The organism is Pseudonocardia yunnanensis, assembly GCF_039534065.1.
In the GTDB taxonomy this organism is placed as follows: Bacteria; Actinomycetota; Actinomycetes; order Mycobacteriales; family Pseudonocardiaceae; genus Pseudonocardia; species Pseudonocardia yunnanensis.
The window spans coordinates 106,302-121,148 of the sequence record NZ_BAAAUS010000063.1; the positions used below are offsets into that span (position 1 = coordinate 106,302).

The following is a 14,847-nucleotide window of genomic DNA, read 5'->3' on the forward strand; positions in this document are numbered from 1 at the left end:
GCCCGCTCAGCCGGGCAGAATGTTCTGGTTCCGGTGGAAGACGTTCTGCGGGTCGTACTCGGCCTTGATCCGGGCCAGCCGGGGGTATTTCTCACCATAGGCGGCCCGTACCCGGTCGTCCTCCAACTCGGTCATCGCGTTGACGTAGCTGCCGATCCCGATGGCGTAGGGCTGCAGAGCCTGCCAGCAGGAGCGCACCCAGTCGCGATCGGTGGCCATCTGCGCGTGCTCGAGCGACACGCCGGTCATGAACAGCGCGAACTGGGGTGTGCGCATACCGCCGAATGCGGTGTCGCCGTCGGGGACGTCGCTGTAGGCACCGTCCAGGCGGACCATCAGGAACATGGACAGCGCCGAGGACCGCAGCGGTGCCTGCGCGACGAGGACCTCGATGACCTCGTCGGAGAGCTCGGCGAAGTTCGCGCTCTTCTCGTAGCAGTAGTGGCCCCAGGCCGTCCTCTCGTCGGAGAGCTTCTGCAGCTCGACGAAGGGCAACGGGCCGACCGTGTCGAACAGCGGCGGCAGCTGCTGCCGGATCCGGGCGACCACCTGGTCGTGCGCCTCGGCGCCCTGCTTCTCCGGGCTGAGGTCGGCCAGCAGCAGGACGTAACCACGCTGGTCGTGGAACTGCTCGGGGACGAACGGAGCCACCGGGGCGTTCATGGCGCCCATCAGCAGCGTGAACTGCCGGGGCAGGTCGGCCAGGACCTCGCGGCCGAGCCGGAACATCTCGGCGCCCTGCTCCTGGCCGTAGAACAGCATGGCGAACCGGATGTTCGGGCCGACCTCGTGGAGGCGGAACTCGAACTGCGTGACCACCCCGAAGTTGCCGCCACCGCCGCGGACGGCCCAGAACAGCTCGGGGTTCTCGTCGGCGGCGGCCCGCACGACCCGTCCGGCCACGGTGACCACCCGCACCGACTCCAGGTTGTCGATGCTCAGCCCGGCCCTCCTGGTGAGCCACCCCAGGCCGCCGCCGAGGGTCAGCCCGCCCACCCCGGTGTGGCTGATCATGCCGGCGGGTGCGGCGAGGCCGTGCTTCTGGGCGGCAGCGTCCATGTCGCTGAGCAGTGCGCCACCACCGACCTTGACGCGCCGGGCTGCCGGATCGACCTGCACGCTGTTCATCAGGCTGACGTCGATGACCAGTCCGTCTTCGACGGTGGACATCCCTGCCAGGCTGTGGGCGCCGCCGCGCACCGCGATCTCGAGGCCGGCCTCACGGGCGAAACCGATCGCGGCCATCACGTCGGCGTCCGACTCACAGCGGACGATCACTGCCGGGTGGCCGTCCGCGTCGGCGTTCCACACCCGCCTGACGTCGTCGTAGTCGGACGACTCCGGTGTGACGAGCTGTCCGGTCAGAGCCGCGCGCAGGGTGTCGGTGCCGCCGGCGAGTGTGCTGGCCATGTACAACTACCTCCAGTAGCCATGGACGACGGATTTCGCGTGCACCCACTCGGTTCGATCCAGGAGATTGCCGGAGCCGCGAAGAACAGGATCTAGGGCCTCATTGCACGTGTGCATTGCCGGCTCATGGGTACTCGTTGGTGGCGCGCTATTCTCCGGTGGGCGACGCCGGTTCCGACGATGCCGGAGGTGGCCGAGGGCGTCAAGGTCAATCACTGCGCTCATCGAATGCGCGATCGGTCGCAATTCGACGAGTTGCGCCGACGTCCTGCTCCGGGGCGAAAATGGTCGTAGCCGATATCTCGGTCACTTCTCGTCGGGCCCGATCGCCGAGTGGTGATCGGCGGTCTGGCACGAGGGAATGACCAGCCCGACGGTGATGGCGGTGGCGGCCAGGATCGTCGTCGCGGTCACGAGCGCGGCATCGAACCCGGCGACGGTGGCCGAGACGAGGTGATCGGAGGACGCGGAGTCCGGGGAGCGCTGTAGACCGCGCATCGTGACCACGGCGGCCACCGTGTTGAGCAGGGCGGTTCCGACGGACCCGCCGAGTTGCTGCACGGCGTTGACGGCGGCGGCGGCCGCCGCGGTGTCGGCGGGTCGGAGGCCGTGGGTACACGCGTTGACCGCGGGGGTGAGGGCGCAGCCGAGGCCGAGGCCGATGAGGGCTTCGGCTGGTAGGAACCGCGTGAGGTAGAGAGCCGGGTCGGTGGGGTCGAGTCCGATCAGCAGCCCCGTTCCGGTCGCCATGACCAGGAGGCCCGAGGTGATGAGAACGCGAGCGGGAAGGCGGGGGCCGAGGCCGCCCGCGATCACGGTCGAGCCGATCGCGATGGCGACGGCGAGAGGGAGGAACGCCAGGCCGGCCTGGAGGGGGCGGTAACCCAGGATCTCCTGGAACCAGTACGTCAGCACCAGGAAGAACCCGAACATCGCCAGTTGTGGCAGGCCGATCGCCAGGAAGGCGCCGCCACGCGTCCGGTCGAGGACGACGCGGGGTGGCAGCAGGGGTGAGCCGACCCTGAATTGGGCGATGCCGAACGCGACCAGACCGATCACCCCGAGCGCCAGGGCTGCCCGCACCAGCGGATCGGCCCAACCACGCGTGGCGACCTCCGTGAGCCCGAACACCGTCGCACTCATGCCGATGGCACTGGTCGCCGTGCCGAGCAGGTCGAGCCGGACCGCGCGTCCTGCCGACCAAGGGACCACCAGCCACGCACCGGCGACAGCGGCCGCGACGATCGGGACGTTGATCCAGAGGCACCAGCGCCAGCCCAGGACTTCGGTGAGCAGTCCGCCGAGCAGCAGGCCGACCGCGGCCCCCGCTCCCGTCAGGGCGCCGAACACTCCGAACGCGAGGCTGCGCTGACGGGGTTCGACGAACACCGTCGAGATGATCGCGAGGCCTGCCGGGGCCAAGAGGGCGGCGGACGCCCCCTGTCCTGCCCGCCCGGCGAAGAGCAGCGCCGCGGTGGGCGCCGAGCCGGCGACCATCGACGCGACGGCGAAACCGGCGAGACCCGCGACGAAGGCGCGTCGCTGCCCGAGGCGGGCGACGAGTCCTCCCCCGAGGAGGAGCAGGCCCCCGAAGGGCAGGGCGTACGCGGTGACGACCCAGCTGCGGGATGCGTCGGTCATCGCCAGGTCCTGCTGGGCGGACGGAAGCGCGATGGTCACGACCGTCCGAGTCGAGCACCACGACCAGCTGGGCCAGGCCGGCCGTGACCAGCACCCACCACCGCCCGGAAGTCCGCGCCATCTCCGCTCCTCGAACGTTGGACAGGTTATCGAACATTGGTCTAGAGATGGTGCACGGTACTAGGGTGTGCGCCGTGGACGCGACCGATTCCCGTTCAGCGGCCGGCGGCCGGGGTGGGCGCACCAGCGGGACCCCCGGTGCGGTGTGGCTGCGCGAGCCCCGTCGCTACCGCAACTCGCCCCCGCTGACTCGTGATCGCATCGTCGAGGGTGCGGTCGAGCTGCTCGACGGGGAGGGAACCGACCGGCTGACGATGCGCAGGCTCGCCGAGCACCTCGGCGTGGGTGCAACAACCGTCTACTGGCACGTCACGACCAAGGAGGACGTCCTCGACCTCGCCCTGGACCACATCTTCGGCGAGGTGGCGCTGCCGCAGGTGAGTGAGGACTGGCGGACCGATACGTGCGGGCTGATCCACGGTTGGCGTGCCGCGATGTTGCGTCATCCATGGGCGCCGGGCCTGCTGGGCAGGCCGATGCTCGGACCGAACGTGCTCGCCAGAACCGAGTTCCTCCAGTCTGCGCTCGCGCGGGCCGGTTTCAGTGGTGTCGAGCTCGCGGCTGCCACTCACGGCCTCGCCAACTACGTGATCGGATCCGCGCTCACCGAGACCACCTGGCGGCGCACCGACGATCCCGACGCCCGTCACGGGGCGCGCAGGCACATCGAGGACAGCCCGGCGACCTACCCGACGCTGGTCGCCTCCGGCCACCTCGGTGACCAAGCGTGGAGCGACGACGAGCTGTTCACCCGAGGGCTGGACACCATGCTCGCCGGTCTCGACCCGGCACGCCGGTAGGTCCGCTCGCCCCAGCAGGCGCCGCCCGCCCGGGGCTCGTGGCCACGGTCGGGGATGACCACCCTCCGGTCCTCCCCGGGCGGGATGGTTGTATTGCGGCCTCGGCGAGGGATGGGTGTTCCGTGCCCGACCCGGCTGGGTTCTCTACGTCTGGTAGAGCTAAGCTGCGATCACCCGATATGTCCCGATCGCCGGGCAGTGCAGCGGAGGTCCAGTGCAGGAGGCAATGCCAGTGCAGACACCAGCCCTCGCGCAGGAGGTCGCACGTTGACCGCGGTCGCACCGAAGCCGATCGCAGCACACCCGTACCCGGCGAGACGCACCCCCAAGGGGTCCGTGCTGCTCAAGATGCTGCGGACCACGGACCCCAAGGACATCGCCATCCTCTACCTGGTGACGTCGTTCGGGTTCTTCCTGGCCGGCGGCGCGATGGCGCTGCTGATCCGGGGTGAGCTGGCCGTACCGGGGCTGCAGTTCCTGTCGAACGAGCAGTACAACCAGCTGTTCACCATGCACGGCACGATCATGTTGCTGCTGTACGCGACGCCGATCCTGTTCGGCTTCGCCAACTACATCGTGCCGCTGCAGATCGGGGCGCCGGACGTCGCGTTCCCGCGGCTCAACGCCTTCTCGTACTGGCTCTTCCTGTTCGGCGGGCTCACCGTCATCAGCGGCTTCCTGACGCCGGGTGGGGCCGCCGACTTCGGCTGGTTCGCCTACACGCCGCTGTCCGACGTGACGTTCTCGCCCGGCGCGGGTGCCGACCTGTGGATCGTGGGTCTTGCGCTGTCCGGTCTGGGCACGATCCTCGGTGGCGTCAACTTCGTCACGACGATCGTGTGCATGCGCGCGCCGGGCATGACGATGTTCCGGATGCCGATCTTCACCTGGAACATCCTGGTGACGGCCATCCTGATCATCATCGCGTTCCCGCTGCTCACCGCCGCGCTGTTCGGCCTGCTGGTCGACCGCCACCTGGGCGGCCACGTGTTCGACCCCGACAACGGCGGCGTCATCCTGTGGCAGCACCTGTTCTGGTTCTTCGGCCACCCCGAGGTCTACATCGTGGCGCTGCCGTTCTTCGGCATCGTGTCCGAGGTCTTCCCGGTGTTCGCCCGCAAGCCGGTCTTCGGTTACAAGGGCCTGATCTACGCCACGCTCGGCATCGCCGCGCTGTCGGTGGCGGTCTGGGCGCACCACATGTACGCCACCGGGGCCGTGATGCTGGCCTTCTTCTCGTTCACCACGTTCCTGATCGCGGTGCCCACGGGCGTCAAGTTCGTGAACTGGATCGGCACGCTGTGGAAGGGCCACATCACGTTCGAGCCGCCCATGCTGTTCGCGCTGGGCTTCCTGGCGACGTTCCTGTTCGGCGGCCTCACGGGCATCCTGCTGGCCTCCCCGCCGCTGGACTTCCACGTCTCGGACACCTACTTCGTGGTGGCGCACTTCCACTACGTGCTGTTCGGCACGATCGTGTTCGCCACCTACGCCGGCATCTACTTCTGGTTCCCGAAGATGACCGGCCGGATGATGGACGAGACCTGGGGCAAGGTCCATTTCTGGCTCACGTTCATCGGTTTCCACCTGACGTTCCTGGTGCAGCACTGGCTGGGTAACGAAGGCATGCCGCGCCGATACGCCGACTACCTCCCGACCGACGGCTTCACGATCCTGAACTCGATCTCGTCGATCGGTGCGTTCGTGCTGGGTGCCTCGACGCTTCCGTTCATCTGGAACGTCTTCCGCAGCTACCGCTACGGCCGCGTGGTCACCTCCGATGACCCATGGGGCTTCGGCAACTCGCTGGAGTGGGCCACGAGCTGCCCGCCGCCGCGGCACAACTTCACCGAGCTGCCGCGGATCCGTTCGGAGCGTCCGGCGTTCGAGCTCCACTACCCGCACCTGGTGGAACGCTTCCGCAACGAGGCACACGTCGGGCACCGGGCGTCGCCGTACGAGGTGGCGGCGCAGGGCACGGCGGGGGAGACGCAGCCCGACGCGGATCCGCGCTCCAGGTAGGACATCGGTCCCACTGAGCCACGGTGCCGACGCCGCCTGCGTCGGCACCGTGGCTGAGTTCGTTCAGGTGCCCAGTCGCACGAACCAGGAAGCGATCGAGCGGCGATATCCGGCGGGCATGCGCAACTGCGCCGTCTCGTCGAGACCGAACAGCCCGAGCTCTCGGTGTTCGCCGGACAGCACGGGCTCGGCGTCGGTGTCGGGCCGGCAGCCGTAGGTCACGATGAAGACGTGCCGAGGGGCGACCCCGATGTGGTACATCCAGCTGTCGAGGATCGGCCCGATGTTGACCGTCCAGCCGGTCTCCTCGCGGATCTCGCGTGCTACGCACTCCTCAGGCGTCTCGCCGATCTCGATCCGGCCGCCCGGCAGCTCCCACTCGTCACGCTCGTTCCTCAGGAGCAGCACCCGGTTCGCCCGGACCACGACACCTTTCACGGACACGGGAAACGCCGTGGGTGTCATGAGGGCCGGGCGAGCCCGAGGTGATCGCGCAGCGTCACGCCCTCGTACTCGGTGCGGAACAGGCCCCGGCGCTGCAGGATCGGCACCACCATCCGCACGACGTCCTCGAACGCCCCTGGCAGGTGGGTGGCCGCGACGACGAACCCGTCGCACGCCCCGCCGAGGAACCACTCCTCCATCTGGTCGGCGACCTGTTCGGCGGTGCCGACGAAACGGGGACCTTGGAGCAGGGTGGCGCGATGCGCGGCCAGGTCGCGCACCGTGACGTCGGCACGGCCCAGGTGCTGGCGGACGCCGTCGGCCAGGCCCCGGATGCCGGAGGCAGCGTTGATCATCTCCTCGGTGACGACGTCGTCCAGATCGTGCTGGGAGAAGTCGTAGTTCAGCACCTCGGAGAGCAGCGTCAGCGATGCCATCGGATGCACGTAGCTCTCGAGGAACAGCCGTTCCTTCTCCGCGGCGATCGCCTCGGTCTCACCGATCACGGTGTAGGCCATGGGCAGGAACTTCACGTCGTCGGGCGAGCGGCCTGCCGCGGCGATGCGGTCGCGCTGGTCGCGGTAGTGCTGCTGGGCGACCGCGAGGCCGGGGTCGCCGGTGAAGATCAGGTCTGCCCACTGGGCGGCGAACTCCCGGCCGCGACCGGACTGGCCGGCCTGCAGGATCGCGGGCCTGCCCTGTGGGGTGCGCGGCACGGTGAGCGGCCCGCGGGCGTTGAACCACTTCCCGCGGTGGTTGATCTCGTGAACCTTGTCGGGATCGGCGAAGATCCCCGTCTCCCGGTCCATGACCAGGGCGTCGTCATCCCAGGACTCCCAGAGGGCGACCACGGTCTCGATGAACTCCTGGGCGCGGTCGTAGCGCTCGTCGTGGCCGAGGTGCTGCTCCAGTCCGAAGTTCTGTGCCTCGGAGTCGTTGACCGACGTGACGACGTTCCAGGCCGCCCGGCCGCGGGACAGGTGGTCGAGGGTGGCGAACGTGCGGGCCACATGGAACGGGTCGTAGTAGGTGGTGGAGTAGGTGGCCCCGATCCCGATCCGGTCGGTGGCACCGATGATCCCGCCGAGGATCGCCGTCAGGTCGAGCTTGATCGGCCGGGCGCCGTAGCGCACCGCCTCGGCGACCGAGTCGCCGTAGACGCCGGGCATGGCGAGCCGGTCGTCGAAGAACACGAGATCGAACTTCCCCTCCTCGAGGGTGCGCGCGATCTTCTGGTAATACCCGAGGTCGAGGAAGGACAGGTCCGCGGACGGGTACCGCCAGGACCCGGAGTAGACGGTCACGTTGCCGGCCTGCATGAAGCCGACCAGGGTCATCCGGCGTTGTCGAGGTGCTGACGACATGTGTGCCCTTCCTGGTCAGAGTCCGAGCAGTTCGGCCCGGCGGGTGATGTTGTCGGCCAGACGCAGGTGGGCGGCGTCGACGAGCATCCCGTCGAGCCCGGTGGCGCCGCGGCCGGTCGCCTCCGCCTCGCGGTAGGCCGCCACGACCGTCCGGGCGTGTGCGATCTCGTCACGGGTGGGTGCGAAGGCTGCGTTCGCCGGCTCGACCTGGCTGGGGTGGATGGCCCACTTGCCGACGTATCCCATCGCCGCGGCGCGGTCGCAGGCACTGCGGTAGGCCTCGGGATCGCGGTAGGCGGGAAACGGTGCGTCGATCGCGTCGATGCCCGCCGCCCGGGCAGCCACGACGATCCGCGCCCTGGCGTAGTGCCACATGTCGCCGGGATAGTCGACGACCGGATCGAAGTTGGTGTCCACGCGGGCGCCCTGGGACGCCGAGAAGTCGCCGGCACCGAAGATCACGGCCTCCAGCCGATCGCTGGCCCTGGTGATCTCGGCGACGTTCTGCAGGCCCTCGGTCTCCTCGATGAGCACCTCGAGCGCGATGCGCTTCTGCAGTCCCAGTACCTCTTCCAGCTGGGTGAGCAGCACGTCGACCCACCACACGTCCCGCGCGCTGCGGACCTTCGGCACGATGATCACGTCGAGGGCCTCGCGCGCGCCGGTGACGACCTCGATCACGTCACCGTGCGCCCAGCGGGTGTCGACGCCGTTCATCCTGATCGCGCGCACGGTGCGACCCCAGTCGAGATCCCGCAGAGCCGCGGCGGCCTTCCCTCGCGCGGCCTCCCGCTCGGCCGGGGCAACGGCGTCCTCCAGGTCGAGGAACACCAGATCGGCGCCGGATGCGGCGGCCTTCGCGAACATCCATTCGTTGCTCGCGGGTGTGGCGAGCTCGGAGCGGCGGGCCCGGACGGTCATCTCTCGCACTTCTTCCTCTGGCGTTGTGGGGATATCGGCGCGGCGTTAGATGACACCGTCGGCCTGCATCCGGCGGTAGCGGTCCGCGTCGAGGCCGAGGAGGTCCAGATAGATCTCGTCGTTGTGCTCGCCCAGCGCGGGACCCAGATGCTCGACCCGGCCCGGCGTTTCGGAGAACCGGGGGACCGGGCCCTGGACACGCATCGAGCCCAGGTCGGGGTCGGCCTGGGCGGCGTAGACACCGCGGGCCTGCATCTGGGGGTCGGCGAGGAGCTGCTCGGCGTCGTAGATCGGGGCGGCGGCGACCTGCTCCTGATCGAACACGTCCATCACGGTGTCGAGGGTGCGCTCGCCGATCCACTCGCCCATCACGCGGTCGATCTCGGCGGCGTTGGCCAGCCGCTGCTGGGCCTCGGCGAAGCGCGGGTCCTCGGTCAGGTCGGCGCGGCCGACCGCTCGCAGGGCCCGCATCGCGATGGTGGGCGCGCTGCCCGACATCGCCAGCCAGTACCCGTCCTTGGTGCGATAGGCGTTGCGCGGGGCGCTGATGTCCCAGCGGTTTCCCGTGCGCCCGGCCACGGTGCCGAGCTGGTCGTAGGTCAGCACGGGCTGCTCGATGAGCCGGGCCAGGGGCTCGATCAGGTTGATGTCGATGTGCTGACCGCCGCCGCCGTGCACGTCACGGTGATACAGCGCCATCATCACCGCGTAGGTGGCCGTCAGCGCGGCGACGCCGTCGCCGAGCATGAACGACGGCAGCGTGGGCGGGCCGTCGGGATGCCCGGTGATGTGGGCGAACCCGCTCATCGCCTCCCCGAGCGTGCCGAACCCCGGGCGGTCGCTCTTGGGACCGCCCGCCCCGAACCCGGACACGTGCAGCATGACCAGGCCCGGGTTGTCGGCCTCGAGGCGTGGATAGTCGAGCTCCCACCGGTTCAGCGTGGACGGCCGCAGGTTCACGATCAGCACGTCGCTGTGGCTCACCAGCTCACGCAGCAGGTCCCGCCCCGCTTCCTGACGCAGGTCGAGTGTGGCCGACTTCTTGTTGCGTCCCAGGCTCTTCCACATCAGCCCGACGCCGTCCTTCTGTGCGCCCCACTGCCGCAGCGGGTCGCCGCCGCGGGGCTGCTCGATCTTGATCACCTCGGCGCCGAACTCTGCGAGCCAGGTGGCGACCAGCGGTCCGGCGGCGAGGGTGGCGGCGTCGACCACCCGGATCCCGGATAGCGCGCTCTCGGTGGTCATCGGTTCCTCCTCATGATCCGGCTCCGGCCGCGCTGGACCGCGCGTCTCCCATCCCCGCGATCGGTCGACCCGCCGGCGATGCCGCGGGCGAGCTGCGCATGCCGAACGCCCACGCGAGCGCGCCGACGAGCGCGAGGCCGGCCGCCACCACGAGCGGGACGACGAAGGAGCCCGTCGCGTAGACGAGCGCCCCGGTGACGATCGGTCCGAGGATGCCCCCGACGTTGCCCAGCCCGTTGACGAAACCCGTGGCCGAACCGGACAGGTTCAGGCTCCGCATGACGTCCGTGGTGGCGGCCCAGACCGCGCCGTTGGAGAAGATGATGCCGGAGGTGGAGACGGACAGGCAGAGCACCGCCACGGTCGCCGACGCGGAGTAGGCGGTGCCCAGGATCGCCAGCGCCGCCACCATCCCGCCGACCAGCACGATCTTGCGTGCGTCCAGTGAGGACACGCCCCGGCGCACGGCGACGTCGGAGATCCGGCCGCCGAGCAGTCCGACGACGAACGCGCAGATCCACGGGATCGAGGTGGTGAAGCCCGAGCTCAGCACCGTCATGCCCCGGTCCTGCACCAGGTAGCTGGGCAGCCAGGTGATGAACGTGTAGAGGATGTAGAGCAGGCAGAAGTACCCGCTCGTGATGGCCCAGATGTCGCGGTGCCTGATGATCGCGCTCCACGGGGCCCGGCCCTCCTGCTGCGGGGGCTCCTGGTCGGCGACGATGAGCTCGCGCTCGCGCCCGGTCAGCCTGCTGTCCTCGAGGGGATGGCGGTACCAGGCGTACCAGATCACCGCTGCCAGCAGCGACAGCGTGCCGGATGCGATGAAGCAGCTCTGCCAGCCGTACGTGCTGACCAGGAACGCGAGCCCGGGCGGCCCGACCGCGGTGCCGAGCGCGACGCCGGAGATGAACATGCTGCTCCCCGTGCCACGCTCCGACTTCGGCAGCCAGTCGGCGAGCGTCCTGATGGCGGCGGGGGCGAACGGCGCCTCGCCGACTCCCAGGAGCAGCCGGGGGCCGAACATCGCCGCCACGGATCCGGCCAGTGTGGTGAGGAAGCTCGACACCGCCCAGATCAGGAGCGCGGCGGAGTAGAGGATCCGCGTGCGCACGCGGTCGACGAGCATGCCCGCCGGCAGGTTGAGCAGGGTGTAGGTCCAGGTGAAGCTGGACAGCAGCAGACCCATGACCGCGGCGTTGGTGTGGAACTCCTTGGTGAGCACGGGGGCCGCGATCGAGAGGTTGACCCGGTCGATGTACGCGATCGCGGTGATCGCGAGAACGAACGCCGCGACGAGCCAGCGCCTGCGGGTTCTGAACATGAGCTGATCCTCCTGGCACGTCCGTGTGCAGCGGGGGCGACCTGCGGCGGATGCGGGTGTGGGCGGTTCAGGTCGTGCGCCGTCCGGCCACCGGGCCCGGGAGCCGGTGACCAGGAGGTTCGGGGGAACGAGACGGCGGTGCGGCGTGCCCGGCACGCGGTCCGCCTTCGACGTCATTGTAGGAAATCCTGCACCGGGAAATGTGAAATATTGTACTTTACCTTCTCCAGTACATCATCCGGCGCGGCCGGCGTCAATGTCGAATAATTGTCCTGATCGCATTCTTTATTGCGCTGTCTTCATCGAGTGTCGGAATGCCCGAAACGGTCGGAGACGTCGCGGGGGCGGTGGCCACCCCCGCGCCACCGCCCCCGTCCGTCCGACCGGTCACGCCCGTCCGTGCGACGCGCGGCTGCGTCTCGCCACCGAGTCGAGGGCCACCGCCAGGGCGAGCACCAGCCCCGTCACCATGAACCGGAACGAGCTGTCGAGGTTCAGCAACGTCAGTCCGCTGGAGATCGACTGGATCACCAGGATCCCGAGGAGTGCCGCGAAGGCGTTGCCGCGCCCCCCGAAGAGGCTCGTGCCCCCGATCACCGCGGCCGCGATGGCGTTGAGGTTGACATCGCCGCCACCGCTGCTCTGGTTCGCCGCTGCCAGCCGTGCCGCCGCGAGCACGCCGCCGAGCGCGGCGAGCCCCGAGCAGAGCACGAACACCGACATGTAGACCTGGTTCACGTTGATGCCGGCGCGGCGCGCGGCCTCCACGTTGCCGCCCACCGCGTACACCGACCGGCCCCACCCGGTGCGCTTGAGCAGGTAGTGCATCACCACGACGAGCGCCACGAAGAGCACGAACATCCAGCCGACGCCGCGACCCCGGTTGAGGTACCAGACCGCGGCCCCGAGCCCGACGAGTACGGCGGCGCTCTCGGCCGCGATGAGCTGCGTGGAGCGTGCGGACAGCCCGGCCCGGCGGCGTTCCCGCGCCAGGAGGAACCGGCTGGCGAACAGTCCTGCCGCCGCGACCAGCACGAGCACGTACGACAGCGCCTCGGGCACGAACGCGAGCTGCGCGAAGAACACCAGCCCGGAGGTGAAGGGCAGGTTGATCGCGCCGGCCGCGCCGAGCAGCCAGAGCTGTGCACCGAGGAACCCGAGCAGCCCGGCCAGCGTCGCGACGAAACTCGGTACCCCGAAGCGCGTGAACATCTGCGAGTACAAGAACCCGATCGCGCATCCGGCCGCGACCGCGGCGAGGAGCGCGACCCACACGGGCAGGTGGTGGCTCACGAACGTCACGGCGAGGATCGCCGCGGCCAGGCCGCTGACCGACCCGACCGACAGGTCGATCTGCCCGACCAGCAGCACCGCCACGATGCCGAGCGCGATCACGCCGACCGCGACGCTCTCCATCGCGAGGTTCACGAGGTTGGCCGGCGACAGGAAGATCGGGTTGAGCACCTGGAACACCGTCCAGATCACCACGAGCCCCGCCACGACGGGCACCACGCCGAGGTCGCCGGACCGGATCCGCTCCAACGACCCGGCGACCGCGCCGCGCACCCCGACGGACCGGCGCAGCCGCTCGTCCTGCTGGTCGAGCGCCTCTCCCGAGGCCGGCGGCGCCTGCGGACCACTGTGGATGTCGGTCACGGCCGGCCTCCCGCCTGAGCGGCCGCCCGACGGGTGACGGCGTTGTCCGTGGCCCCGGTGATCGCGGCGATGATCTCCTCGGATGTCACGGACGCGACGTCGAAGACCCCGTTGTTGCGTCCCAGCCGCAGCACGGCCACGGAGTCGGCCACCGCCCGGACGTCCTCCATGTTGTGGCTGATCATGATCACGCCGAGCCCTCGCTCGCGCAGCCGCTCGATGAGGTTGAGCACCTCAGCGGTCTGCGCGACGCCGAGCGCCGCTGTCGGCTCGTCGAGAATGATGATCTTCGGGTCGCCGAGCAGCGACCGGGCGATCGCCACGGTCTGGCGCTGGCCGCCCGAGAGCGACGCCACCGGCACGCGGACGGTGGGGATCTTCGCCGAGAGCTGGCGCAAGAGCTCCCACGACCGCGTTTCCATCGTCACCTCGTCGAGGCGGCGACGGCGAAGCTCGCGGCCGAGGAACAGGTTCTCGACGACGTTGAGGTTCTCGCACAGGGCGAGGTCCTGGAACACGGTGGCGATCCCGAGGGCATGGGCCGCCGCCGGGTCGGTGATGCTCACCGGTTCGCGGCCGAACGTGATCGTTCCGGAGTCGGGCGGGTGGACGCCGGCGAGCACCTTCACCAGCGTGGACTTGCCGGCACCGTTGTCGCCCACGACAGCCACCACCTGGCCAGGTGCGACGTCGAGGTCCACGTCGGTCAGGGCGGCGACCGCACCGAAGCTCTTGCTGATGCCCCGCAGCGCCAGCACCGGTCCGCCGGCCGTCATGCGAGCCCGGCCTGGCTGCAGGCGGTGGCGTACTCGGGGGTGCACAGGTCCGACGCCTTGATCTCCCCGGAGTCGATCAGCACCTCCTTGAGGTTCTCCTTGGTCACCACGGTCGGCGTGAACAGCTCGCTGGGGGTGTTGAACAGGGTGGTCTTGCCGGCCGGGCGCTCCCCGTTGACGAACTGGAGCGCGGTGGTGGCAGCGGCCTCGGCGACGATCTTGATGGGTTTCGAGATGGTGTTGTACTGGTCGCCCGCGATGATCCGCTGCGCGGCGGCGAGCTCGGCGTCGTTGCCCGTCACCGGCGGCACCGGGGAGCCGGCGGCCTTGAACGCGGCGATGGCGCCGCCTCCGGTGCCGTCGTTGGCCGCGACGACGCCCACGATCTGCGGGCCGAACTTCGTGATCTGGCCGCTCACCCAGTCCTGCGCCTTCGACGGTTCCCAGTCGGGGGTGTCGAACTCGGCGAGCAGCGGCAGGCCACTGGGGTCGATCGAGGAGTGGATGCCCTTCTTGATCAGACCGGCCGCCGCGTCGGTGGGCGAGCCGTTGACCTGAAGCAGCCCGCCCTGGACGCCGTCGGCCTTGAGCTTGTCCACCAGTGACTTCGCGATCATGGCGCCGATCGCCTCGTTGTCGAACGAGATGTAGTAGTCGGCCGGCACGTCCGGAATCGGGCGGTCGTAGGCGATCACCGGCACGCCCTGGGCTCGCGCGGTGGTGACGATGCTCGCTGCCGCCGTCGAGTCCACGGGGTCGAGCACGATCGCCTTGACACCCTGCGCAAGCGCCGAGTTCGCCTGCTGCTGTTGCTGGGCGGCGTCGCTGTTGGCGTTGGCGTAGACCACCTCGCAGCCCGCACACAGCTGCTTGACCTTGGCCTCGAACAATGGCCGGTCGGCCAGTTCGTAGCGCGTGGAGGCGATGTCGGGCATGAGGAACGCGACCTTCGCGTTCTGCGTCTCGCCGCCACCCGCCGCGGGCGTACCGCCGCCATCGCTGACGTCCGCGCACGCGGTGAGACCTGCGGTCACCACGGCCGCTAGGGCGACGGCGAGGGCCTTGCCCAGATGACGACTACGGAGAGCACCATTGCTCATGACCACTCCTCTGCACGGGGACAT

The 14,847-nt window shown here is 69.5% G+C and carries 12 protein-coding genes; 2 read left to right on the forward strand and 10 right to left on the reverse strand.

From position 1 onward, the window contains the following. Positions 1-6 precede the first annotated feature (6 nt). Positions 7-1,410, reverse strand: coding sequence for an FAD-binding oxidoreductase (locus tag ABD743_RS41090; RefSeq protein ID WP_344729624.1), 1,404 nt, complete (start codon positions 1,408-1,410; stop codon positions 7-9). A gap of 306 nt (positions 1,411-1,716) precedes the next feature. Continuing rightward, positions 1,717-3,051 carry an MFS transporter gene (locus ABD743_RS41095; protein WP_344729626.1) on the reverse strand — a complete coding sequence of 445 codons (1,335 nt, stop codon included), beginning with the start codon at positions 3,049-3,051 and terminating at the stop codon, positions 1,717-1,719. 194 nt (positions 3,052-3,245) lie between these two features. Between ABD743_RS41095 and ABD743_RS41100 the strand changes: the two genes are divergently transcribed. Both ABD743_RS41100 and ctaD read left to right on the forward strand, forming a co-directional pair. After that, positions 3,246-3,971, forward strand: a complete 726-nt coding sequence (locus ABD743_RS41100; RefSeq protein WP_344729628.1) for a TetR/AcrR family transcriptional regulator C-terminal domain-containing protein — start codon at positions 3,246-3,248, stop codon at positions 3,969-3,971. A 267-nt stretch (positions 3,972-4,238) separates the two neighbouring features. Further along, complete coding sequence (ctaD, locus tag ABD743_RS41105; protein WP_344729630.1) at positions 4,239-5,993, forward strand: aa3-type cytochrome oxidase subunit I; 1,755 nt, start codon at positions 4,239-4,241, stop codon at positions 5,991-5,993. Positions 5,994-6,056: 63 nt separating this feature from the next. On the opposite strand, the gene ABD743_RS41110 is transcribed toward ctaD, so the two are convergent. The 8 genes from ABD743_RS41110 to ABD743_RS41145 all read right to left on the reverse strand — a co-directional run bounded on the left by ABD743_RS41110 (position 6,057) and on the right by ABD743_RS41145 (position 14,823). Beyond that, positions 6,057-6,458 carry an NUDIX hydrolase gene (locus ABD743_RS41110; RefSeq protein ID WP_344729632.1) on the reverse strand — a complete coding sequence of 134 codons (402 nt, stop codon included), beginning with the start codon at positions 6,456-6,458 and terminating at the stop codon, positions 6,057-6,059. Continuing rightward, positions 6,455-7,801, reverse strand: a complete 1,347-nt coding sequence (locus ABD743_RS41115) for an LLM class flavin-dependent oxidoreductase (RefSeq protein ID WP_344729634.1) — start codon at positions 7,799-7,801, stop codon at positions 6,455-6,457. Before ABD743_RS41115 ends, ABD743_RS41110 begins: the two co-directional genes overlap by 4 nt. 15 nt (positions 7,802-7,816) lie before the next feature. Next, entirely contained in the window at positions 7,817-8,722 is a 906-nt protein-coding gene (locus ABD743_RS41120; RefSeq protein ID WP_344729636.1) for an HpcH/HpaI aldolase/citrate lyase family protein, read from the reverse strand. Positions 8,723-8,767: 45 nt separating this feature from the next. Next, positions 8,768-9,967, reverse strand: a complete 1,200-nt coding sequence (locus ABD743_RS41125) for a CaiB/BaiF CoA transferase family protein (protein ID WP_344729638.1) — start codon at positions 9,965-9,967, stop codon at positions 8,768-8,770. Between the two features lie 10 nt (positions 9,968-9,977). Continuing rightward, positions 9,978-11,291: an MFS transporter gene (locus tag ABD743_RS41130; protein WP_344729640.1), complete on the reverse strand. Its 1,314-nt coding sequence runs from the start codon at positions 11,289-11,291 to the stop codon at positions 9,978-9,980. Between the two features lie 387 nt (positions 11,292-11,678). Further along, positions 11,679-12,947, reverse strand: coding sequence for a sugar ABC transporter permease (locus ABD743_RS41135; RefSeq protein WP_344729642.1), 1,269 nt, complete (start codon positions 12,945-12,947; stop codon positions 11,679-11,681). Then, the gene (locus ABD743_RS41140; RefSeq protein ID WP_344729644.1) at positions 12,944-13,723 is read right to left on the reverse strand and encodes an ATP-binding cassette domain-containing protein; all 780 of its coding nucleotides are present in this window, start codon (positions 13,721-13,723) and stop codon (positions 12,944-12,946) included. The genes ABD743_RS41135 and ABD743_RS41140 overlap by 4 nt, the downstream gene beginning before the upstream one ends. Further along, positions 13,720-14,823, reverse strand: coding sequence for a substrate-binding domain-containing protein (locus tag ABD743_RS41145; RefSeq protein ID WP_344729646.1), 1,104 nt, complete (start codon positions 14,821-14,823; stop codon positions 13,720-13,722). The genes ABD743_RS41140 and ABD743_RS41145 overlap by 4 nt, the downstream gene beginning before the upstream one ends. Between the last annotated feature and the right edge of the window lie 24 nt (positions 14,824-14,847).